Annotated in this window: 2 protein-coding genes; both read left to right on the forward strand. The window is 69.0% G+C overall.

The genetic code is table 11. The features are described from left to right. The gene (locus tag AB0N05_RS25280; protein WP_364698310.1) at positions 1-10,872 is read left to right on the forward strand and encodes a type I polyketide synthase; all 10,872 of its coding nucleotides are present in this window, start codon (positions 1-3) and stop codon (positions 10,870-10,872) included. Continuing rightward, on the forward strand, positions 10,869-26,735 hold the full coding sequence (locus AB0N05_RS25285; RefSeq protein ID WP_364698311.1) for a type I polyketide synthase: 15,867 nt from the start codon (positions 10,869-10,871) through the stop codon (positions 26,733-26,735). Before AB0N05_RS25280 ends, AB0N05_RS25285 begins: the two co-directional genes overlap by 4 nt. Position 26,736 lies beyond the last annotated feature (1 nt).

Consider the following 26,736-nt stretch of genomic DNA (forward strand, 5'->3'; position numbering starts at 1 on the left):
ATGGCTGACGACGACGAACTGCGCCGGTACCTCAAGAAGACGGCCAAGGAGCTGTACGACACCAAACAGCAGCTGCGCACGCTCACCGATCGGATGCGGGAACCGATCGCCATTGTCGGTATGGCGTGCCGGTACCCGGGCGGCGTGCGCTCCCCCGAGCAGCTGTGGCAGCTGACCGCGGACGGCGTCGACGCCATCGGCGGCTATCCGACCGATCGCGGCTGGGACCTCGCGCGGCTGTTCGACCCGAACCCCGACGCGGCGGGCACCATCTACACGCGCGACGGTGGATTCCTCGACGATATCGGTGATTTCGATGCCGCCTTCTTCGGCATCGGCCCCCGCGAGGCGGCGGCAATGGATCCGCAGCAGCGGCTCATGCTGGAGGCTTCCTGGGAAGCCCTCGAGGACGCCGGTATCGACCCGATCTCGCTGCGTGGCAGTCAAACCGGTGTATTCGCCGGTGTCATCCATCAGCACTACGGCCCCCGCATCGGTTCGGCCACCATCGGTGCGGAGACCGAAGGCCATGCCTACCTGGGTGTTTCGAATAGCGTTCTGGCCGGTCGCATCGCCTACACCTTCGGGTTCACCGGCCCGGCGATCGCGGTCGACACCGCGTGTTCGTCCTCACTGGTGGCCATCCACCTGGCCTGCCAGGCCTTGCGTCAGGGCGATACGGACGTGGCGCTGGCCGGTGGCGTCACAGTCATGTCGGACCCGTCGCTCTTGATCGCTTTCGCCCGGCAGCGGGCCTTGTCCAGCGACGCCCGGTGCAAGGCGTTCGCGGCCGCCGCCGATGGCACCGGTTTCTCCGAGGGACTCGGAATGCTGGTGCTGGAACGGCTCTCGGACGCCCAGCGCGCGGGCCACCAGGTGCTGGCGGTCATTCGAGGGAGCGCGGTCAATCAGGACGGTGCGAGCAATGGCCTCACCGCGCCGAACGGCCCGTCGCAGGAGCGGGTCATCGCCCAGGCGCTGGCCAATGCCGGACTGGATCCCGCCGACATCGATGCGGTCGAGGCACACGGAACGGGCACCATGCTCGGCGATCCGATCGAGGCGCAGGCACTCATCGGCGTATACGGCGCGAGTCGCCAGGGCGAGCCGCTCCGGCTGGGCTCGCTGAAATCCAATATCGGCCACACCTCGGCCGCCGCGGGTGTCGGCGGCGTGATCAAGATGGTGCAGGCCATGCGCCACGGTGAGCTGCCGAGAACGCTGCACGTGGATGAACCCACACCGCACGTGGATTGGTCCGCCGGTACGGTCAGCCTGCTTCAGGACAGCCACCCGTGGCCGCACGGGGAACGCGTGCGCCGGGCCGGTGTGTCGTCCTTCGGCGCCAGCGGCACCAATGCGCACCTCATTCTCGAGGAAGCTCCTGCCCCGGCGGAGGTCGCGGCCGAAGCGGATACCTTGCCGCGCGTCGCGGCCGACAGCGTCGCGCTGGTTGTCTCGGCCAAATCCGAAGCCGCTCTGCGTGCCCAAGCGGATCGGCTGCGGCAGTGGCTGATCGGGCATCCCGACGTGGACGTGCACGAGATGGCACAGGCGCTAGCGAGCTCGCGGGCTCTGCTCGACTGGCGCGGCGCGGTCACCGGCCGCGACCGTGCCGAACTGCTGACCGGTTTGGCGGATTTGGCCTCGGATGGGCCGAATACCGTTGTAGCGAAGGCTGATTCCGGTGCGACTGCATTCCTGTTCACCGGTCAGGGTGCGCAACGCGTCGGGATGGGTGCCGACCTCTATAACGCGTACCCGGCCTTCGCCACCGCACTGGACGAGGTGTGCGCGGTATTGGATCGGGTACTGGGACGGTCGCTGCGGGAGGTGATGTTCACCGACCACGAAGGCGTGCTGGACCGCACCGAATGGACACAACCCGCGCTGTTCGCCTTCGAAGTGGCATTGTTCCGGCTGCTGGAATCCTTCGGTGTCGCACCGGATGTGCTGGTCGGTCACTCGATCGGCGAGCTGGCGGCGGCGCATGTCGCCGGAGTGCTGTCACTGCCGCACGCCTGCGCGCTCGTGGCGGCCCGCGGCCGGTTGATGGGCGCACTGCCCGCGGGCGGCGCGATGCTCGCCGTCGACGTCGATGCGGCGCGCGCAATCGAAATTGTTGCGGCAGTGGCCGATCGAGTCTCGGTGGCCGCCGAGAACGGCCCCACCTCGACGGTCTTGTCCGGCGCAGCCGAGGCGATCGAGAGCCTGGAACGCGAACTCGCCGCCCAAGGCATCCGGACCAAGCGGCTGCGGGTGAGCCATGCCTTCCATTCGGCGCTGATGACGCCGATGCTCGACAAGTTCCGCTCGGTCGCACAGAAACTCACCTACCACGCACCCAACCTGCCGATCGTCTCGACCGTGACCGGCGAACCGGCCGGTGATTCGGTGACCGATCCCGAGTACTGGGTGCAGCAGGTCCGCGCCACCGTTCGCTTCGCGCCCGCCATCGACACCCTGCGCGCCGACGGGGTCCGCCGCTTCGTCGAGGTCGGACCCGACGCGGTACTGACCGCCATGACCCGCGAATGCCTTGGCGAGAACACCGATCTCGCGGCTACACCGGCGACAGTCGCCCTGGCGCGACGGTCGTCCGAAGAGATCGGGCAGTTCGTCGCGGCCTTGGCACAGATCCAGATCACCGGCGCGCGCGTCGACTGGCGCTCGACCTTCACCAAGCGCGGTACGTCTCCTATCACCCTGCCCAAGTACGCTTTTCAACGTCGCCGCTACTGGCTGAACCCCGACCACGGTGCGGCCGCGGACCTGTCGGACCATCCGATCCTCACCGGAGTACTTGGATTGGCCGGTTCGGACGAGTGGCTCTTCACCGGCCGACTATCGGCGGCGACGCATCCGTGGATCGCCGACCACATGTCGTACGGCGTCGTGGTCCTGCCGAGTGCCACGCTGATCGAGTTCCTGCTGGTCGCGGGTGGCCGAATCGGCTGCGCGGCAATCGAAGAACTCACACTGCAAGCACCGATCGTGCCCACCCCGGGCGATGAGATCGAACTCCAGGTGCTGGTGCAGGCCCCCGATGCGACCGGGCATCGCCCGTTCGAATTCTATTTCCGCACATCGACTTCCGATGAATGGATCCACAACGCGACGGGCTCGCTCGCCGTGGCCGCCGGGCGCGAACCGGAAGTGCTCTCCCGGCTGCGGGCGGAATCGTGGCCACCTGCCGACGCACAACACCTCGACAGTGCCGGTCTACCCGCGCAGATCGCCGCGGACGCGGGACTCGAATACGGTCCGGCGTTCCTCGGGGTACAGCAGGTGTGGGAGCGCGACGACGCCGTCTTCTCCGAGATCGCCCTGAACTCCGATCTCAGCACTGCCGCAGCGCATTCCGGACGCCACACCCTGCATCCCGCGCTGCTCGACATGGTGATGCACGCCGCCTTCTCCCGGCTGATCTGGCGTGACGGCAATCCGGATCCAAACACCGGCAAACTGCTCTTCCGCTGGGGCGGGGCGCGGTTCCACCATGCGTCGACCGAGGTGTCGGCCCTGCGGGTCATCGCGGTCGCCCAGGGGCCGGAAGCGGTGGCGGTCGCGGCTGTCGACCCGGATGGCAATCCGGTGGTGTCGGTGGACGCCGTGGTGATGCGGCCCTATGACGTCAGGGAATTCCGCAGTGCGCTGTCGGCCGACGACGCCGCGCTCTACGAGATGCGCTGGGAGGAGGATCTCAATCCCGGCGCGGCGGTCGCCGAGTCCGTGCCCACCCTCGCGCTGCTCACGGATGCGGAATCAACCGACACGGCACTGGATTTCGGTAAGCGATACTCATCGGTCACAGATCTCGTCGCCGCCGTCGACCTTCCCCGCGCAGTGGTATGGCGTGCCGTTTCGTCTTCAGCCGCAAAGGATTCCGATGAACCAAGCGTGATACGCGCAGGGGTGCACTCGGCCTTGGCACTACTGCGCTCGTGGCTCGCACAGCCGCGATTGGCCGACACCCAGCTGGTAGTGGTGACTTCGGGCGGTGCCGGCATTCCCGGGGGAGCCGTCGATCCGGCGGCCGCAGCGGTGTGGGGGCTGCTGCGCAGCGCGCAGTCGGAGCATCCCGATCGATTCGTCCTGATCGACGAGGACCCCGCCACACCAGCAGTGCGTCAGGCGGAAGGTTCTCCACGTGGAACTTCTGTCCAGTCGCTGAGCCCCGACAGGATCGCCGCCGTGCTGACCGCACGCGCGCCACAGGTCGCGGTGCGTGACGACCGTATTCTGGCGCCCCGGCTCAGGCGCGCGGCCGAAACGGGCAGCGCCGCAACGGAGCCGGTCGCCCTTTCGGCCACCTTCGACGGAGCGACCGTACTCGTCACCGGCGGCACGGGCGGCCTCGGCTCGCTGTTCGCCCGGCACCTGGTTGCCGAATACGGTGTGCGCGACCTGGTTCTGACCTCACGCCGTGGCCCGGATGCGGCGGGAGCCGCCGAGCTGGTGGCGGAGCTGGCGCGGCTGGGGGCGCAGGCTCGGGTCGTCGCGTGTGATGTGGCCGATCGCGAGACCGTGCGCACGCTGCTCGAGGACATCTCCGGTGACACTCCGATCGCGGTGGTGCACACCGCCGGTGTGCTCGATGACGGAACCATCTCCGCGTTGACCGACGCACAAATCGACCGCGTCCTCGCGCCGAAGGTCGACGGCGCTTGGCATTTGGACGAACTGACCCAGGGCAGAGATGTCCGGGCATTCGTCCTGTTCTCCTCGATCGCGGCCGTCCTCGGCACCTCGGGCCAGGCGAACTACGCCGCGGCCAATGCCGCACTGGACGCCCTGGCCCAGCGCCGTCGCGACGCCGGTCTCGCGGCGACCTCGTTGGCGTGGGGTCCGTGGAATCAGTCCAGCGGTATGACCGGCGGACTGGATCGTGGTGCGCTGGCGCGCTGGGAACGGCTGGGGCTGAGCCCACTCGCCGACGCCGACGGTGTGCGCCTGTTCGACGAAGCACTCGCACACGGCTCGGCGCGACTGGCACCGATCCGGTTCGACGCCGGTGCACTGCGCACCGGTGACGAGTCCGAGGTGCCCGAGATCTTGCGCGGATTCCTCCCCCGCCGGGCGCGTGCCGCCACGCCGACCGCCGTCGCGGCGGCCGGGACGCTCGGTGCTCGCCTGGCCGAAATACCCCCGGCACGGCACGGAGAAGTGGTGCTGGAGGTCGTGCTGTCCGCAGCCGCGGAGGTATTGGGTCACGACTCCGCGGCCGATATTCGGTCGGATCAGCGTTTCGACGAGATCGGTTTCGATTCGCTGGGCGGCGTGGAGTTCCGCAACCGGCTGGGGAAGGCCACCGGTCTGCAACTGCCGTCGACGCTGGTATTCGATCATCCGACCCCGGCAGCCGTGGCGAAGCTGGTGCTGTCCCGCGTCGAACCGACGGCGGGCGAACCCGTCAAGAAGACGGTCCGCCGCGTTAAGGCCGACGAACCGATCGCCATTGTCGGCATGGCATGCCGGTTCCCCGGCGGCGTCGAATCACCCGATGAGCTATGGGATCTCGTTTCCGCCGGGATCGACGCGACCGGCGATTTCCCGACCGATCGGGGCTGGGATCTGGAGCGACTGTTCGACGCGAATCCGGACAAGCCCGGGACCGTCTACTCGCGGCGCGCCGGATTCCTCGACAGCGCGGCTGATTTCGATCCGGGATTCTTCGGGATCGGTCCCCGCGAGGCGTCCGCGATGGACCCGCAGCAGCGTCTGCTCCTCGAAACGTCCTGGGAGGCACTCGAGGACGCCGGTATCGACCCGAACTCATTGCGGGGCACCGATACCGGGGTGTTCGTCGGTGCGGGCGCATCCGGTTACGTCGACCTGGTCGGCGGTGATCTGGAGGGTTATCGGCTCACCGGCACCACGAGCAGCGTGATGTCGGGGCGGGTGTCCTACGCGCTGGGGCTGGAGGGTCCGACGCTCACCGTGGACACCGCCTGCTCCTCCTCACTGGTCTCGCTGCATCTGGCCGCTCAGGCACTGCGCAATGGGGAGAGCTCCCTCGTGATGGCGAGCGGCGTGACGGTCGCGGCCAGCCCGTATCTGTCCGTCGATTTCGCGCGGCAGCGCGGACTGTCGCCGGACGGCCGATGCAAGGCGTTCTCCGCGGCGGCCGACGGCGTCGCCTTCTCCGAGGGTGTCGGGGTGCTGGTGCTCGAGCGGCTCTCCGACGCGAAACGCCTGGGGCACAACATTCTTGCCCTGGTGCGTGGCACGGCGATCAACTCCGACGGGGCGAGCAATGGCCTGACCGCGCCGAACGGTCCGTCCCAGGAACGCGTAATCACCGCGGCGTTGGCGAATGCCGGGCTGTCGCCGTCGGATATCGACGCGGTCGAAGCGCACGGCACCGGCACCCCGCTGGGTGATCCGATCGAGGCGCAGGCGCTGATGGCGGTCTATGGGCGCGACCGCGCGGAGCGCCCGCTGCGGATCGGCTCGCTCAAGTCGAATATCGGCCACACCGTCGCCGCCGCGGGTGTCGGCGGCGTCATCAAGATGGTGCAGGCGCTGCGACACGAAACTCTGCCCAAGACACTGCATGTCGACGCACCGAGCCCGCACGTGGACTGGTCCGCGGCAGACGTCGCGCTGCTGACCGAGCCGCACCCGTGGCCGCGCGGTGACCGGCCGCGTCGCGCGGGCGTGTCGTCGTTCGGTGTCAGCGGCACCAACGCACACGCCATCCTCGAAGAGGCACCCCGCCTCGTGATTCCGGCGGAAGCCGGTAGCCACCCGCTCGGTACGGTGCCCTGGCTGCTGTCGGCCAAGAACGACACCGCACTGCGGGCGCAGGCCGCGAAGCTCCAGCGGTGGCTGATCGACCACCCCGACACCGATCCGGCGCAGGTCGCGCACGCGCTCGCCACCACCCGCGCCCAGCACGAGGCGCGGGCTGCCGTCTTGGGTGCCGATCGCGACGAACTGCTCGCCCGGCTGGCGCAATTGGCTGCCGGATCCGCAACTGCCGGAGTCGTTTCCGGCACCGTGGGCACCGGGAAGACCGCCTTCTTGTGCACCGGCCAGGGCGCGCAGCGGGTCGGGATGGGTGCGGGACTCGCCGCGGCCTTCCCGGTATTCGACGCCGCGCTCGACGAGGTGTGCGCGCAATTCGATCCGCTGCTCGACTGTTCGCTGCGGCAAACGATGTTCACCGGACAAGCGGCGAATCTCGATCGCACCCGCTTCACTCAGCCCGCGCTGTTCGCATTCGAGGTGGCGCTGTACCGGCTGCTGGAGTCCTTCGGTGTGACACCCGATGTCCTGGTGGGCCATTCGATCGGCGAGCTGACCGCGGCGTACCTGGCGGGCGTGTGGTCCCTGGAGGATGCCTGCGCGCTGGTCGCGGCCCGCGGCCGCCTGATGGAGGCACTGCCCGAGGGCGGTGCGATGCTCGCGGTCGCCGCACCCGAGGAGGAAATCGACGCCGCGATTGCCGAGTACCGTGATCGGGTCTCGATCGCGGCGGTGAATGCCCCTGCTGCCGTGGTCATCTCCGGTGACGCCGACGCCATCGACATCCTCAACCGGCAATTCACCGAGCAGGGCCGCAGGACGAACCGGCTGCGGGTGTCACACGCCTTCCATTCGCACCTGATGGAGCCCATGCTCGGCGAGTTCGAGACCGTCGCTGCCGCAGCCACTTTCCATACCCCGCGGATTCCCTTGGTATCCAATATCTCCGGCGAGATCGCCGGAGACGAGATCCTGAAACCGGATTACTGGGTGGCGCAGGTGCGCGCCGCGGTGCGTTACGCACCCGGCATACAGACGCTGGTGGCTTCGGGTGTTCGCCGCTTCCTCGAAATCGGGCCGGACGCCGTCCTGGCGGCCATGACCCGGCAGACCCTGCCCACCGATATCGAGTCGCGTGCGGTGGTCGCGGCGGCGGCCCGCCGGGACCACGACGAGGTCGAGCAATTCGTGACCATGCTCGCCCAGGCGCACACCGCGGGAATGACCGTCGACTGGACGCCATTGTTCGGCGACCGCTCGGTACCACGAATTCCCCTGCCCACCTACGCCTTCCAACACCAGCGCTTCTGGCTCGAACCCGGCCTCGGTCAGCGGCGGTCCGACGCTTCGGAACACCCCCTGCTCACCGATGTGGTGCGGGTGGCCGATCGAGACGAGTGGATGTTCACGGGTCGATTCTCGCTGCGCACGCACCCGTGGGTGACCGACCACACCACCTACGGTGTGGTGGTCGTCCCCAGTGCCGCGCTCATGGAGATGCTGCTGGTCGCCGGTCGGCGCATCGGCTGCGAGGTCGTCGACGAACTCATTCTCGAACGGCCGATCCTGCCACCGGCGGACGGCGAGGTCGAACTCCAAGTGCTGGTGCGGGAACCGGATACCGCGGGACGTCGGTCCTTCACGTTCCACTACCGCCTTCCCGACGGTGAATGGGCGCGCAATGCCAGCGGCATACTGAGTGGGCGAGGGCTGATCGACCTCGGCCTGATGGAGATGCTGCGCAGTACGTCCTGGCCGCCGCTCGGTGCCGAACCGGTTGATACCGACTGGATTCCGGAGCATGCGACGGTGGTCGCCGGGCTGGCATACGGCCCTTCGTTCCGCGGAATCGGCGCCGCCTGGCACAGCGGTGACACGTCGTTCTCCGAGATCACCCTGAACCCGGAGGTGCCCGGCGACGGGTTCCAGATGCATCCGGGCCTGTTCGACATGGTGATGCACGCCGGGCTCGTCAGTTTGATCTGGTCGGATCTCGACAGCAACCCCACCGAGGGCAAACTCCTGTTCCGCTGGGGTGCAACGCAATTCCACACGAGCGCCCCGGTCACCTCGATGCGGGTGATGGCGGTACGGCGCAGCAGCGAGGCCATCGCCGTGGTGGCCGTGGACCAGGACGGCAACCCGGTGGTGTCCATCGACGAGGTCGTCATGCGTTCCTACGATGTCGACCAGTTCCGCGCCACGCTGTCGGGAGGAGGCGCGGGCCGGTACGGGTTGCGTTGGGCAGCAGTCGAAGTACCGGACGCACTCGCCCCGCTCGGGAGCGCGGCCGTGCTCGGCGCGGCGGTCGTGGCCGGAATCGAGGAGCGGTATCCGGATCTGGCGGCGCTGGCTGCCAGCCCGACCGTTCCGGACGTCGTGGTCTGGGCCGAGATTGCCGGGCTACAGGGTGCTTCCCCGCAGTCCGCGCGTGCTCGCGTACATGCCGCGTGGGTTCTGGTCCGGGGCTGGCTGACCGGCGAACAGTTCGGACGGTCGCAGCTGGTTGTCGTGACCGAAGGCGCGGCGACTTTGCCTGATTCTGAACCGGATCCGGCGGCGGCCGCCGTCGCGGGAATGATCCGCAGCGCTCAGGCCGAATATCCGGATCGAATCGTACTGCTCGACGTGGACCGATCCGTTGGTACGCACCAACTTTCGGCCGACGAGATACGAGCCGCCATGGCGGCCGGTGAGCCACAGGTGGCGGTGCGGGGCGACAGCATCCTGACGCCGCGGCTGGAGCCGGTGACATCCGCTGCGGGTGAACCGATTTCCTTCGGCACCGGAACCGTGCTGATCACGGGTGGAACCGGTGGATTGGGCGCACTGCTGGCCCGGCACCTGGTCACCGCGCACGGTGTCGATCGACTGCTGCTGGTCTCACGGCGCGGTGAAAGTGCCGACGGCGCGACGGAACTCGCGGCGGAACTGTCCGGGTACGGCGCACACGTGCGCATCGCCGCGTGCGATGTCACCGACCGCGACGCCCTGCGGGAACTGCTGGCGGACCTGCCGGACGAGCATCCGCTCACCGGCGTCGTGCACGCCGCCGGTGTGCTCGTGGACGGCACCTTCGACGGCCTCACGACCGACCGGATCGACCAGGTGTTCGCTCCGAAGGCCGAGGCCGCGTGGCACCTGCACGAGCTCACCCGGGAGCTGAACCTGTCGGCGTTCGTCATGTTCTCCTCGATCGCGGGCATGATCGGTTCGGCCGGCCAGGCGAATTACGTTGCCGCCAACGGCTTCCTGGACGCGCTCGCGCTGCGCCGCCGTGCCGAAGGGCTGCCGGGGCTCGCGCTCGCCTGGGGTCCGTGGCGACAGGACCTCGGCATGACCGGCACCTTGGATCACGCCGCCATGAGCCGACTGGACCGACTGGGCCTGGCGCCGCTGGACCACGAGGACGGCCTGCGGTTGTTCGACGAATCGCTGACCACGGCGGAGCCGGTCCCGGCGCTGCTGCATCTCGACACCGACAAGCTGCGCGTCGAAGCACACGCCGGATCGGTTCCGGCGGTGCTGCGCGGATTCGTTCGCGCGGGCGGCCGGACTGCCACGAGGGTGAGTGAAGGACCCTCGCTCGGGGAGCGGCTGCAGGGGGTGACGGAATCCAAGCGGCGCGGAGTCGTCCTCGACCTGGTGCGCGAACACGCGGCCACGGTGCTGGGTTACGAATCGATCGACGACATAGGTCCCGATCGCGGCTTCGACGAACTGGGCTTCGATTCCCTTGGCGGCGTGGAGTTCCGCAACCGACTGTCGAAGGTGACGGGGCTGTCGCTGCCCTCGACCCTGGTGTTCGACTACCCCACCGCGGGAGCTTTGGCGGGCTACCTGCTGGAGCAGGCCCTGGCGGGGGCACCGGCGCAGACGGCCGCAGCCACGCCGTCCGCCGCGGCCGTCCCGCCCGAGGTCGCACAGCTCGAGGCCATGGTCGAGCGGATCATCGCCGAGGGCGGCAATACCGACGAAACCATCGCGGCATTGCGGGGCATCACCGACCGTCTGCACGCCCATCTGGGTGACGCGTGGTCCGAGGGCGTCTACGACGACCTCGAATCCCATTCCGACGATGAACTTTTTTCCCTGATCGACGAGGAGTTCGGCCCAGCATGAGCAATCCGAGCAGCGGCAGCAACGAGGAACGCCTCAGCCGGTACCTGCGGAAGGTCACCGGGGATCTCCGCACCGCCAATAAGCGAATCCAGCAGCTGGAGGAACAGGCCGGGGAGCCACTCGCGATCATCGGCATGAGCTGCCGGTACCCGGGCGGTGTCGACACTCCGGACCGGCTGTGGGAATTGGTCGCCTCCGGAACCGACGCGATCGGCCCGTTCCCCACCGACCGCGGCTGGGATCTCGAGCGCCTGTTCGACACCGACCCGGACACGCCCGGGACCGTGTACACCCGGGAGGGTGGATTCCTCGATGCGATAGGCGATTTCGATGCCGGATTCTTCGGTCTCGGACCCCGCACGGCGGAGGCGATGGATCCGCAGCAGCGGCTGTTCCTCGAAGCGTCCTGGGAGGCTTTGGAAAACGCGGGCATCGATCCGGTGTCGCTGCGGGACAGCGATACCGGTGTCTACGCGGGCGTGATGCACTTCGACTACGGTCGCCGCGTCGGTGCGCCCGGTCACACCGCTGAATCCGAAGGCAATGCGCACCCCGGTGTTTCGGCCAGCATCCTGTCCGGGCGGGTGTCGTTCAGCCTCGGTTTCAAGGGTCCGGCGCTGTCGGTGGACACCGCGTGCTCGTCGTCGCTGGTTGCCCTGCATCTCGCAGGCCAGGCATTGCGCCGGGGCGAGACGTCGCTCGCCCTGGTCGGCGGTGTCACCGTGATGTCGGATCCCGCCCAGCTCATCAGCTTCGCCCGGCAACGCGCACTGTCCCCGGACGGCCGGTGCCGGGCGTTCGGGGCGGCGGCCAATGGGACCGGATTCTCCGATGGTCTCGGCATGCTCGTGGTCGAGCGGCTGTCGGATGCCCGTCGCCACGGCCACCCCGTTCTCGCGGTGGTGCGCGGCAGCGCGGTGAACCAGGACGGGACCAGCTCTCGGCTGACGGCACCGAACGGCCCCTCGCAGGAGAAGGTGATCGCGCAGGCGCTCGCCGATGCCGGTCTGACCCCCGCCGATATCGACGCGGTCGAGGCGCACGGCACCGGTACCCAACTCGGCGATCCGATCGAGGCGCGGGCATTGATCGCCACCTACGGTCGCGATCGCGTCGGCGAGCCATTGCGGATCGGATCGCTCAAATCGAACATCGGACACACCTCCGCCGCGGCGGGCGTCGGTGGCGTGATCAAGATGGTGCAGGCGATGCGGCACGAAACATTGCCCGCGACACTGCATGTCGATGCCCCGACACCACATGTGGACTGGTCCGCGGGCACCGTGCGGCTGCTGACCTCGGCCGAGCCGTGGGCAGCGGGCGAGCGGGTGCGGCGTGCCGGTGTGTCATCCTTCGGCGCGAGCGGCACCAATGCTCACGTGATCTTGGAGGAGCCGCCCGCCCCGGTGGAGCCCACGGACTCCCCGACGGATGAGGCCGGTACGGGTCCCGCCGCGGTGGTCTCCGAGATCGCCGCATTGCCGCTCTCCGCGAAGACCGAGGAGGGTGTGCGCGCGCAAGCGGCCAAGCTGCTGGAGTGGGTGCGCGAACGTCCCGACCTGACGGTCGGCGATATCGGCTATTCACTGGTCACCGGCCGCGCCCAATTGGAGTGGCGGGCCGCGGTGGTGGCGGGCGATCGGGACACCATGCTCGCCGGACTGGCGGAGCTCGCGGAACACGGCTCGGCGGGCGAGGGCGTCACGGGCCGGGCGGTGACGCGCAAGACCGCCTTCCTGTGTACCGGACAGGGTGCCCAGCGGGTCGGCATGGGTCGCGAACTGTACGAGGCGTTTCCGGTGTTCGCGGCCGCGCTGGACGAGCTCTGCGCGCAGTTCGACCCGCTATTGGGCACTTCGCTGCGACAGCTGATGTTCGGCGACGGTCCCGAGGATGCGGAGACGCTGCATCGGACCGAGTTCACCCAGCCCGCGCTGTTCGCGTACGAAGTCACGCTGTACCGGCTCCTCGAATCCTTCGGAGTGACACCGGACGCGCTGATCGGGCATTCGATCGGCGAGTTGGCCGCCGCGCACCTCGCCGGAGTGTGGTCGCTGCCGGACGCGTGCCGCCTGGTCGCGGCGCGCGGCCGACTCATGGGGCGGCTCCCGGCCGGGGGCGCGATGCTCGCCATAGCGGCGAGCGAGGGCGAGGTCTCCGGTCTGCTCGCCGACGAGGCGGGGCGATTGGCCATTGCCGCCGTGAATTCGCCGGTGGCCGTGGTGGTCTCGGGCGACGAGGAGGCGGTGACGGCGCTCGCGCAGCGGTGCACCGAGCGCGGCTGGCAGACCTCGCGACTGCGGGTATCGCATGCGTTCCATTCCCACCTGATGGATCCGATGCTGGCCGAATTCGCCACCGTCGCAGGGTCGTTGACCTACCATCGCCCGAACATTCCACTGGTATCGAACCTTTCCGGCCAGATGGCCGGTGCCGAGATTCTCGAGCCCGCCTACTGGGTACGGCAGGTACGCGAGGCCGTTCGGTTCGCTCGCGGCGTGGACACCCTGGTGGCTTCGGGCATCCGCCGATTCCTCGAGATCGGCCCCGATGCGGTACTGACCGCGATGACCAGGCAGTCTCTGCCGGAGCAGGTCGAATCACAGGCGACTGTGCTGGCCGGAGCTCGCCGCGGGCGGGCCGAGGTCGAGCAGTTCGTGACCTGTCTCGCGCAGGCGCATGCCGTCGGCACCGACGTCGAGTGGACGGCACTGTTCACCGGACGTCCGGTTGCGCGAGTCCCGTTGCCTACCTACGCGTTCCAGCGTCGCCGCTATTGGATCGACCCGGTCGGAGGTAATGCCGGAGTCGAAGCCGCGGGTCTGGGCGCGGTCCAGCATTCGCTGCTGGGCGCGGTGTTGTCGGCACCGGAGTCTGGCGAGGTCCTGTTGACCGGGCGCCTGTCGCTCACGGCCCAGCCGTGGCTCGCCGATCATGTGATCGGCGGCGCGGCACTCTTGCCGGGAACCGGTTTCGCGGAGCTGGTCCTGCGGGCCGGAATCGAGGTCGGCTGCCCGGTGATCGAGGAGCTGACCCTGCAGGCTCCACTGCTGCTGCCCGCGACGGGCGGTGTGCAGATCCAGGTCGTCGTCGGCGGGCATGAGCAGGGGCAGCGGCCGGTCGCCGTCTACTCCCGTGGTGAACACGACCATGACGACGAGTGGGTATTGCATGCGCGAGGCACACTGACCGTCGCCGACGGTGCGGCCGAACCCGCGACCGAGGCGTGGCCGCCGACCGCGGCGACCGAAATCGATATCACCGCAGCATATTCGAGCTTGTTCGCCCGTGGTTACGAGTACGGACCGGCCTTCCAAGGTGTGCGGGCGCTGTGGCGGCGCGGCGATGAGGTGTTCGCCGAGATCGCCGCCGATGCGGACACCGGGGTGCGCGTCGAAGGTTTCGGAATCCATCCGGCGCTGCTGGACGCCGCCTTGCACGCCGGGTACCTGGTCGGTGCGTTCGAAGGTGATGCGGGACAACCGGAGTCGCCGTTCACGGTCACGGCAGGGCAGGTCGCGCTGCCGTTCGCGTGGGACTCGGTGGAACTGCACACCTCGGAGGCCGCCGTGCTGCGGGTGCGGCTGACCCCGGCCGGATCATCGATGACGGTGCGAGTGGCCGACGAATACGGGCAACCGGTCCTGTCGGGATCGGTTGCGGCCCGGCCGATGCCGCTCAAGCAGCTCGTCGCGGCCGCCTCGGGTGGCGTGGCCGACCCGGTCCTGGAACTCGTGTGGTCACCCGCCACGACCGAGCAGCCCGCCATCGAGGTCGAGGTGGGGCGCTGGGACAGGCTGGATGAAGCCGCGCAGGTACCTCCGGTGGTGCTCCTCGAAGCCGGTGCCGGGTGGAATGACACCGACGGCACCGACGTGGTGAGCGCCACCCATGACGAAATCGCGCGAATCCTCACGGTATTGCAGGCATGGTCGGCCGAGGAACGGTTCGCGGCGAGCACGCTGCTGATCGCCACCAGCGGCGCGGTCGCCCTGCCCGATGCGGAACTCACCGACCTCCCCGGTGCGGCGGTATGGGGCTTGGTGCGTGCCGCCCAGGCCGAGGAACCGGGCCGAATCATCCTGGTGGACACCGACACCGGCATCGACGCGCAACTCGCGTCCGCCGTCGTGGCGGTGGGCGAACCGCAGGTGGTCGTGCGCGACGGCATCACCCACACCGCTCGCCTTGTTCGACCCGCGAATGAACGCACGGACAGCGGCGACGAGGTAGCCGCGTTCGGCGCGGGGACCGTGTTGATCACCGGCGGCACCGGTGGTTTGGGCGCGGTGCTGGCCCGGCACGTGGTGGTCGAGCACGGCGTGCGATCGTTGCTGCTCGCCAGCCGCAGCGGCCCGCAGGCCGAGGGAGCGGCAGCCCTGTGCGCCGAACTGGAGCAGCTCGGGGCCCAGGTGACGGTCGTGGCCTGTGACGTCGCGGACGCCGCAGCGGTAGCCGAGCTGATCACCGGGATACCGGTCGAGCGGCCCCTGACCGGTGTCATCCATGCCGCGGGTGTGCTCGACGACGGGACCATCGCGTCATTGACCCCGCAGCGGATGAATGCGGTGCTGGCCCCGAAGGCCGACGCCGCCTGGTATCTACACGAAGCGACCGCGGACTCGAATCTGGCTGCGTTCGTGGTGTTCTCGTCGGTTTCGGGCACCCTCGGTGGTCCCGGGCAGGGCAATTACGCGGCCGCGAACACCTTCCTCGACGCGCTGATGGCCCACCGCCGGTCACGCGGGCTCGCCGGTCAATCGCTGGCGTGGGGTCCGTGGGCCCGGTCTCGCGGCATGACCGCGCACCTGCAGGAGTCCGACGTGGCGCGGCTGAGCCGGGGCGGATTCACCGCGCTCACCGACGAACAGGCGCTGAGCGGCTGGGCCGCGGCGCTGCGACGGAACGCGCCGCACACGGTGATCGCGACCCTCGACACCGCCGCGCTCCGCGGCCAGGCCGAAGCCGGGCTGCTACCCGCCCTGCTGCGGGAACTGGCCCCGACGGCCCGCCGCAGTGCGGTGGTCTCCTCGCCGGTTACCGGTCTGCGGCAACGGCTTTCGGGACTGGACGGTGAACGGCAGCGGCAGCTGATCTTCGATACCGTGCGCTCCAATATCGCGGCCGTGCGCGGCAACGACAGTGGGTCCGCGATCGAGCCCGGTCGCACGTTCCAGGACCTGGGATTCGACTCCCTGAGCGCCGTCGAACTGCGTAATCGTCTCAAAACCGCCACCGGACTAGCGCTTCCCGCCGCCGTCATCTTCGACTACCCCACGCCGCAGGCGCTCGCCGAGCACCTGGCCGACAAGTTGACCGGCACCGCGAAAGACACCGCGGTCACCGCGAAAGTCGTTGCCGACGAGCCGATCGCGATCGTCGGCATGGCGTGCCGGTACCCCGGTGGCGTCACCTCGCCCGAGGACCTCTGGAGATTGGTCTTCGACGGCGTCGACGCGACGTCCGAGTTCCCGGCTAATCGTGGGTGGGATACCGAGCGGATCTACGATCCCACCGGCGAGCGGCCGAACACCACCTACACCCGTGAGGGTGGATTCCTGCACACCGCAGGCGAATTCGATCCGGCGTTCTTCGGGATCAGCCCCAATGAGGCGGCATCGATGGATCCGCAGCAGTTCCTGCTGCTGGAGACCTCGTGGGAGGCCCTCGAACGGGCCGGGATCGATCCGGCCGCGCTGCGGGGCAGTGCCACCGGAGTCTTCGCGGGCATGATGTACCACGACTACCCGGCCAATGCGAACTCGGGATCCATTGCCTCCGGCCGAGTTTCGTATGTGCTCGGACTGGAAGGGCCGTCGGTCACCGTGGACACGGCGTGTTCGTCATCACTGGTGGCCATGCATCTGGCCGGGCAGTCCCTCCGGTCGGGAGAGTCCGACCTGGCCCTGGCGGGCGGTGTGGCCGTGATGGCGACGCCGGAGGTCTTCGTGGAATTCAGTCGCCAGCGGGGGTTGGCCCCGGACGGGCGGAGCAAGTCGTTCGCCGACGCCGCCGACGGTGTGGCGTGGTCCGAGGGCGCCGGTGTGCTGGTGTTGGAGCGATTGTCCGACGCCCGGCGCAATGGGCACGAAGTGCTCGCGGTGATCGCCGGTTCGGCGGTGAATCAAGATGGTGCGTCGAATGGTTTGACGGCGCCGAACGGTCCCTCGCAGCGGCGGGTGATCCGGCAGGCGCTCGCGAATGCGCGGATCGCGCCGAGCGATGTCGACGTGGTGGAGGCGCACGGCACCGGTACCACGCTGGGTGATCCGATCGAGGCCCAGGCACTGCTGGACACCTACGGTCAGGAGCGCGCCGCGGACCGGCCATTGTGGCTGGGGTCGTTGAAATCCAATATCGGGCATGCGCAGGCCGCCGCGGGTGTGGGTGGCGTCATCAAGATGGTGATGGCCATGCGGCACGGGGTACTGCCGCGGACGCTGCACGTGGATCGGCCGTCGAGCAAGGTGGATTGGTCCGCGGGGCATGTCGAATTGCTGACCGAGCCGGTGGCGTGGCCGGAAGCGGATCGGCCGCGGCGCGCCGGGGTGTCGTCCTTCGGTATCAGCGGCACCAATGCGCACGTCGTCATCGAAGCGGCGGCGGAACCGGTACGGACCTCGGTCCGAGGCGAGGCCGTTCGGGTCGCAGAGGTGCTGCCGTGGGTGGTCTCGGCGCGCAGCGCTGCGGCGCTGGCCGGTCAGGCCGGACGGCTGGTGTCGGCGGTGGTCGGGCACGATCCGGATCCGGCGGATGTCGGCTTCTCGCTGGCCTCCACGCGCGGCGTCTTCGAGCATCGCGCCGTCGTTCTCGGGGACAACCTCGGCGCCCTGCTGTCGGGGACCCGGGCACTCGCCGAGGGCGCGCAGTCCGCGGGTGTGGTGACCGGTCGCGTGATTCCGGGTTCGACCGGGCTGGTGTTCTCCGGTCAGGGTGCGCAGTGGGCCGGGATGGCGAGCGAGTTGCGTCGGGCGTATCCGGTGTTCGCCGAGCAGTTCGATGCGATCGTCGCCGAGATCGATCCGCTGCTGGGGCAGCCGGATTCGTTGAGTGTCGCGCTGGCGTCGCAGGACCTCGTCGATCGGACGGTGTACGCGCAGGCCGGGTTGTTCGCCTTCGAGGTCGCGCTTTACCGATTGCTCGAATCGTGGGGCGTGCGAACCGATATGGTCGCGGGCCATTCGATCGGTGAGGTGGCCGCCGCGCATGTGTCGGGGGTGCTGTCGCTGACCGACGCGTGTGTGCTGGTGGCCGCGCGTGGCCGGTTGATGCAAGCCCTGCCCGGCGGCGGCGCGATGGTTGCCGTCGGTGCCTCGCACGCCGAGGTGGAACCCCTGCTGACCGCAGGGGTCGCGATCGCGGCGGTGAACGGGCCGTCGTCGGTGGTGCTCTCCGGTATCGAGGATGAAGTCCTCGCCATTGTCGAGACATGCGTCGAACGTGGCTGGCGCACACATCGCTTGCGGGTTTCGCACGCCTTCCACTCGGCGCTGATGGAGCCCATGCTGGCCGAATTCGCGTCGGCGATCGAGGGTTTGACCTTCGCCGAGCCGAAGATTCCACTGGTATCGACCGTGACCGGTGCGCTTGTCACCGACGAGATGATCGATCCGCAGTACTGGGTGGGTCAGGTCCGCGACACGGTGCGGTTCGCCGATGCCGTTGCCGCGATGGTGGATTCGGGTGTGTCGAGGTTCGCCGAGATCGGTCCCGACGCGGTACTGACCCCGATGGTCGCGCAGATCACCGAGGGCGCGGTGGCGCTGGTACGGCGAGACCGTGCCGATGCCGCCACCGTGCTGACCGGAGTGGCCGGATTGTTCGTGTCCGGTGCCGAGGTGGACTGGGCCGGGTTCTACGCCGGTACCTCCGCGCGGCGAATCGACCTGCCTACCTATGCCTTCCAGTACGAGAGGTACTGGCTCGATGCCCGGAAACTGCTCGCGCAGTCGTGGATGGGTACCGAACTGGGCGGAGTGACCGACGCCGGGCTCGAGACGGTGGACCATCCGCTGCTGGGTGCTGTTGTGCCGCATCCGGATTCGGGTCAGGTGAGCTTCACCGGCCGGTGGTCCCTGGACTCGGTGGAATGGCTGGCCGACCACAGCGTGCACGGCACGGTGCTGCTGCCGGGTACCGGATTCGTCGAGCTGGCCGCCCACGTCGGCGGCCTGCTGGGCTGCGACGTCGTCGACGAACTCATCCTGCACACCCCGCTGACCCTGCCCGCCGAGGGCAGCGTCGCGGTGCAGGTCGTGGTGGCTGACGCGGATGACGCCGGTCGTCGAGGGCTGCGGGTGCATTCGCGGCAGGCGGCTGAGGGTCCGTGGATGCTGCACGCCGAGGGAATCCTCGCTGTGGACGCTGTATCTCATGACGTGGCCGCCGATTTCGACTTGGCCACCTGGCCTCCGGTCGGCGCGCAGCCGCTGGATGTCGACGGCGCCTATGACGATCTGTTCGCGCTCGGATACGGGTACGGTCCGTTCTTCCAGGGGCTGCGGGCGGCGTGGCGACGTGGCGAGGAACTGTTCGCCGAGGTCGCGCTGCCGGATCCGCAGGACGCCGACGGTTTCGGGATCCATCCCGCGCTGTTCGACGCGGCCCTGCATGCGGGAATCCTGCACGGTCGCAAGGCCGGTGAGGCGGTATTGCCGTTCGCCTGGAACCGGGTGGTACTGCACTCGGCCGGGGCCGCCACCGTGCGGGTACGCAGTGTTCCCGTGGGCGACGACTTCGCGGTACAGATCGCCGATGAGCAGGGTCGACCCGTCGTGTCGGTGGGCGCGTTGGTATCTCGGCCGGTGTCGGTCGAACGCCTGAGCGCCGACCGGGTGCCGGACGTCTTGTTCGCCGTGGAATGGGTTGCGGCGCAGTTGTCGTCGGACAGTATCGAACCGGACCGCATCGCGATTCTCGGTGCCGACCGCGGCGATACCGGTGCGATGCGGCATTACCGCGACCTCGCGGCCTTGATCACCGATCTGGACGAGGCCCCGGAACCGGTCGTTCCCGATCTGGTGCTGCTCGAATGCCCGCGCCACGACGGCTCGCCGACAGACGCGGCGCGGCAGGTGCTGCGCGGTGTGCTCGACACCGTTCAGCGGTGGCTGACCGAAACTCGCTTCGCCGCTTCCCGTTTGGTGGTCGTCACCGAACAGGCTGTGACAGTGGGCGATTCCGAGCTCGTCGGCCTGGACCAAGCGCCGGTATGGGGTCTGCTGCGTGCCGCGCAGGCCGAACATCCGGGTCGATTCCAGCTGCTGGATGTGGAGCAGGGCGGCGGCGCTGTCGCCGCGGACACCTTGGCGGCCATTGCCGGGGAACCCGAGGCCGCACTGCGCGGCTCGACCGTGCTCGTGCCGCGGTTGACCCGCCGGACACCGGGCACGAGTGCCAAGTCGATCGAGTCCGGCACTGTGCTGGTGACCGGTGGCACCGGCGGTCTCGGTGCGGTGATCGCCCGCCATCTGGTGACCGAATACGGTGTGCGCCAACTCCTTTTGACATCCCGGCGCGGCCCGCATGCCCCCGGTGCCGTCGCCTTGCGTGACGAACTGGCCGAACTCGGTGCCGAGGTCACCGTGGCGGCGTGCGACGTGTCGGATCGGTCGGCATTGACGGCGCTGCTGGCGGGCATCGCCGAGGAGCATCCACTGGTGGGCGTGGTGCACGCGGCGGGAATCGCCGATAACGGTGTGATCGAATCGATGTCGGCGGATCGCATCGACGCCGTGTTCCGCCCCAAGGTGGATGCCGCGTGGCATCTGCACGAGCTCACGCGTGACAAGTCGTTGTCATTGTTCGTGCTGTTGTCCTCCGCGGGCGGGTTGGTGCTGGCCGCGGGTCAGGCGAATTATGCTGCGGCGAACGTCTTCCTGGACGCCCTCGCCGCGCATAGGCACTCCCTGGGATTGCCCGCGACCGCGCTCGACTACGGCATGTGGGAGCGGTCGAGCGGGCTCGGTGCGGAGCTGTCCGAGGATGACTTCGATCGGATGCGCAGGCAGGGCTTCCCGCCGCTGTCCGAGACCGAGGGGCTGGCACTGTTCGACGCGGCGGTAGCCGCCGAGAGCCCGCAAATGGTGGCGCTGCGGATCGATCCGTCGGTGCTGCGCACCCGGGGCGACCAGATTCCGCCCCTGGTCCGGGGACTCGTCCCGACACCGGCGCGCCGGGTCAACCGGACCCCGGCGGGTCAGGCACTCCTGCAACAGCTGGCGGGCCTCTCGCAAGCCGATCGCGACGGTGCGCTGGTCGATTTCGTCCGCACCGTGGCGGCCGGGATCCTCGGCCACGCCTCCAGTGCGGCCGTCGCACCGCAGCAGGCCTTCCAGCAGCTCGGGTTCGACTCGTTGAGCGCCATCGAATTCCGTAACAAGCTCAACACCGCGACCGGGCTGCAACTACCGGCCACGCTGATCTTCGATTACCCGACCCCGCAGGGCGTCGCCGAATTCATCGGTGCGCAACTCACCGGCAGCGCCGCAGTCGAGGAGCGCGCGGTGCGTCGGGTTCGGACCGACGACGAGCCGATCGCCGTGGTGGCGATGGCCTGCCGTTATCCGGGCGGGGTCGCGTCGCCGGAGGACCTGTGGCAGCTGGTCGTCGAGGGCGGCGATACCACCGGGGGCATGCCGGTGGATCGAGGCTGGGACCTCGAGGGCATCTACGATCCCGAACCCGGCAAGGCGGGTAAGACCTATACGCGCAGCGGTGGATTCCTGTACTCCGCAGCGGAATTCGATGCCGATTTCTTCGGGATCAGCCCGAACGAGGCCACGATGATGGACCCTCAGCAGCGGTTGCTGCTGGAGGTCTCCTGGGAGGCTTTCGAACGCGCGGGCATGGATCCGGCGGCGCTGCGTGGCAGCTCGACCGGCGTGTTCACCGGTCTGATGTATCACGACTACGCCCGGGCCACCGGTACCGGCAGCGGTTCCGCGGGCAGTTTGGTCTCGGGCCGGGTGTCGTATGTGTTCGGCCTGGAGGGGCCGTCGGTGACGGTGGATACGGCGTGTTCGTCGTCGCTGGTGGCCATGCACCTGGCCGGGCAGTCCTTGCGCTCGGGCGAGTGCGATCTGGCCCTGGCGGGTGGCGCCGCGGTCATGGGGACGCCGGATATGTTCCTCGAGTTCGGTCGCCAGCGCGGGTTGTCGCCGGACGGGCGGTGTAAGTCGTTCTCCGACACCGCCGATGGGGTGGGCTGGGCCGAAGGTGTCGGCGTCCTGGTCCTGGAGCGGTTGTCCGATGCGCGCCGCAATGGGCATGAAGTCCTCGCGGTCATCGCCGGTTCGGCGGTGAACCAGGATGGTGCGTCGAATGGTCTGGCCGCGCCGAACGGTCCGTCGCAGCGGCGGGTGATCCGCCAAGCCCTGGCCAATGCCGGTCTCGCACCCGTCGAGGTCGACGCGGTGGAGGCGCACGGCACCGGAACGACCCTGGGCGATCCGATCGAAGCCCAAGCGCTGCTTGCCACTTACGGACAGGAGCGCGCCGCGGACCGTCCGCTGTGGCTGGGGTCGCTGAAGTCGAATATCGGTCACGCGCAGGCCGCGGCGGGTGTGGGCGGTGTGATCAAGATGGTGATGGCCATGCGGCACGGGCTGCTGCCGCGGACGCTGCACGCGGATCATCCCAGCACCAAGGTCGACTGGACCGAGGGCCACGTGCGGTTGCTGACCGAGGCGGTGCCGTGGCCGGAGGTCGGTCGGGCGCGGCGGGCGGCCGTGTCGTCGTTCGGTATCAGCGGTACCAATGCGCACGTCATCATCGAACAGGCGCCGATGCCCGAACCTGCGGCGGAACAGCTTCCGGTGCAGGCGATTCCGGCGGGAGGACTGCTGCCGTGGGTGCTGTCGGCGCGCAGTGACGCGGCGCTGGTCGGCCAGGCGGCCCGACTGGCCGCGCAGGTAGATGCGCCGGTGGCAGAGCATGATCCGATCGATGTCGGCTTCTCGCTGGCGTCGACGCGCGGCGTGTTCACCCATCGGGCCGTCGTGCTGGCCGAGGGCCGTGCGGACCTGACCGCGGGCGTGCTTGCAGCGGCCGCGGGCACGGACGCGCCCGGCGTGGTATCGGGTCGAGCGGTGGCGGGCTCGACGGCGCTGGTGTTCTCGGGGCAGGGCGCGCAGTGGGCCGGGATGGCGACCGAGTTGCGCAAGGCGTACCCGGTGTTCGCGGACCATTTCGACGCCATCGTGGACGAGCTGAATCCGCTGCTGGCACAGCCGGTTTCGCTGGAGGCGGCGTTGACCTCCGAGGAGCTCGTCGACCGGACGGTGTTCGCGCAGGCGGGGTTGTTCGCCTTCGAGGTGGCATTGTTCCGGCTGCTCGAATCCTGGGGTCTGCGTGCCGATGTGGTGGCTGGTCACTCCATCGGTGAGGTCGCCGCGGCACATGTAGCCGGAGTCTTGTCGCTGACCGACGCGTGTGTGCTGGTGGCCGCGCGCGGCCGGTTGATGCAAGCCCTGCCCGCCGGTGGGGCGATGGTCGCGATCGGTGCCGCCGAAGGCGATGTGCTGCCATTGTTGTCGGGCGAGGTGTCGGTGGCGGCGGTGAACGGTCCCTCGTCGGTGGTGATCGCCGGTGCCGCGGACGCGGTCGCGGCTATTGCCGACGTGTGCGCCGAGAAGGGTTGGCGGACGAATCGTTTGCGGGTTTCGCATGCGTTCCATTCGGCATTGATGGAACCGATGCTGGCCGAATTCACCACGGCGATCGAGAATCTGACGTTCGAGCGACCGAGTATCGCCTTGGTGTCGACGGTGACGGGTGCGCGGGTCGGCGACGAGATGTGTGATCCGTCGTACTGGGTCGGTCAGGTGCGGGAGACGGTGCGGTTCGCGGATGCTGTTGCCGCGATGGTGGATTCGGGTGTCTCCCGGTTCGCCGAGATCGGCCCCGACGCGGTCTTGACCCCGATGATCGTGCAAACCCTCGACGGCGAGCACCCGGCCGCCACGGTGGTGCCGCTGGCACGCCGCGGCAAGGCCGACGCCGTGTCGGTGTCGCATGGGGCGGCCGGATTGTTCGTCTCCGGTGCCGACCTGGACTGGGCCGCGTTGTACGACGGCACCGGAGCCCGGCGAATCCCCCTGCCCACCTATGCCTTCCAGCGAAGCCGGTATTGGATGCCCGAGGGATCCACCGGTAGGGGTGATGCCCGATCGATGGGCCTCGCTACCACCGGACACCCGCTGGTTCCCACGGTGATCGCACAACCGGACACCGGCGGTGTGATGCTGACCGGCCGCCTGTCGGTCCAGACGCATCCCTGGCTGGCCGATCACGGCGTGCTCGGCACCGTGCTGTTCCCGGGAGCCGGTCTGGTCGAACTCGCCCTGCGGGCCGGTAGCGAGGTGAGCCTTTCGACCCTGGCGGACTTCGTCCTGCACGCGCCGCTGGTACTGCCGGATGCGGTCGGGGTCGCGGTGCGCGGTGTCGTCGGCGCCGAGGACGAGACGGGTCAGCGCACGGTGCGGATCTACTCCTGCCCCGAAGGCGAGAGCGGCCCGGGATCGTCGTGGACGCTGCACGCCGAAGGCACGCTCACCGCCGGTGACGCGGCTGCTGATCCCGAAGAACACCGGGCGGCTGCGGACCTCACCGCGTGGCCTCCGATCGGCGCGCAGCCGCTGCCGGTCGGCGGCGTCTATGACGACCTCCGCGCCGGTGGGTACGAGTACGGGCCCGCCTTCCAAGGTTTGCGAGCGGCATGGCAGCGCGGCGACGAAGTGTTCGCCGAGGTCGCGCTGCCCGACCCACGGGAAGCCGCAGAATACGGACTCCATCCCGCACTGCTCGACTCCGCCCTGCATGCCCTGCTCATCGGCGACTCGGGGCACGCCGACGAGGCCGGGCCGGTATTGCCGTTCGAATGGTCCGGGGTCACCGTGCACGCGACGGGAGCCGACGCCTTGCGCGTTCGCGCGACCCGCCTCGGCGACCATACGGTGCGGGTGGACCTCACCGATCCGACCGGCGCTCCGGTGGCGACGGTGCGCCGACTGGCCGCCCGGCCCATCGATGCCGCACAGCTCGCGGCAATCACATCCTCGGTCGACAATGCGCTGTACCAGGTCGAGTGGACACCGATATCGGTGTCCGACAGCGAGATACGCACCGTGTCGTGGGCGGATCTCGGTGACGAGGTCCCGGACGCGGTAGTGCTGGATGCCCCGGCGGGGAATGATCCCGACGCCGTTCGCGCCGCGACTCACACTGTGCTGCACGTGCTTCAGACCTGGATCGCCGACCACCGATCCAGCCGGTCGGCGCTGGCGATCCGGACCAGCGGCGCGGTTTCCATTGCCGGGGAGGACATTACGAACCTCGCCGGTGCCGCGGTGGCCGGTCTGGTTCGCTCCGCTCAGGCGGAGAGCACGGGTCGAATCGTCCTGGTGGACACCGATTCCGACGTCGCTGCGCCGTTGGGCGGGATCCTGGCCTCCGGGGAACCGCAGGTGGCCGTGCGCGGCGGGCAAGTGCACAGCGCGCGACTGGTCCGAGCGACGACCACGGCGCGCGCGACCGCCACGGTGGCCCCGGGCGTCGCGTTCGGTCCGGACGAGACCGTGCTCATCACCGGCGCCAGTGGCTTCCTGGGCGGATTGTTCGCCCGGCACCTGGTGAACACCCGCGGTGTCCGGCACCTGCTGCTGCTGAGTCGGCGTGGCGAGTCCGCGCCCGGCGCGGCCGAGCTGGCGGCCGAGCTACGCGGTGGTGGTGCCGACATCGACTTCGTCGCCTGCGATGTCGCCGATCGTGCCGCGCTCGCCGAGGTCCTGTCCGCCATCCCCGCGAGCCGTCCGCTCACCGGCGTGTTCCACACGGCCGGTGTGCTCGACGATGGCGCCGTCGCCGCGCTGACCCCGGATCGGATGGATGCGGTATTGCGGCCCAAGGTCGATGCCGCCCTGCACCTGCACGAGCTGACCGCCGAACTGCCGCTGAAGGCGTTCGCGCTGTTCAGCTCGGCGGCCGGAGCGCTCGGCAATCCGGGGCAGGGCAACTATGCCGCGGCCAATGCCTGCCTGGACGCGGTGGCGACGCACCGCCGGGCATCCGGGCGTCGCGGGCAGTCCCTCGCGTGGGGGCTGTGGAGCGGCGACGGCGGCATGGGCGACGAGCTCGGTGACCTCGACCGGCGCCGCATGGCCCGTTCGGGGATGCTGCCGCTGTCGGCGGAGCAGGGCTTGGCGCTGTTCGACGCCGCCGCCGAAATCGATACGGCGGCACCCGTTCTCGCCAGGCTCGACAAGGAGGGACTGCGCGGCGCGGGGTTCGCGACGGCCCTGCTGTCCGGGCTCGTCCCCGCTCGCCCGGTATCGGCCGCCCCGGCCGCACTGCGCGCCCGGCTGGCCGACACACCCGAGGGCGAGCGCCTCGGTGTGCTCGTCGATCTGGTTCGTGACCAGGTTGCCGCGGTGCTGGGTCACCAGAACGCGAAGGCCATTGCGGCCGACCGGGCCTTCAATGAGCTGGGCTTCGATTCGATCACCGCCATCGAATTCCGGAACTCCCTCAAAACCGCTACCGGCTTGGCGTTACCAGCGACGCTGGTATTCGATTACCCGTCACCGCAGGTGCTGGCCGAATACCTGGCCGAAGAGTTCACCGGCGACGACCACCCCGACGCGTCGGCAGATGCGTTGACGGATGCGTCGGAAGACGAGATTCGCAATGCGCTCCAGACGATTTCGCTGACCCAGCTCCGCGAAGCCGGGCTACTGGAGGCGCTCATGCGACTCACTCACGGGCCCGAACGCCCCGAAGAAACAGCAGAGCCCAGTGCGGACGAGTCCATAGACGAACTCGATCTCGACGACTTGATCAATTTGGCTTACAACTCCGAGGACTGAC

It is taken from the genome of Nocardia sp. NPDC051030, assembly GCF_040683015.1.
In the GTDB taxonomy this organism is placed as follows: Bacteria; Actinomycetota; Actinomycetes; order Mycobacteriales; family Mycobacteriaceae; genus Nocardia.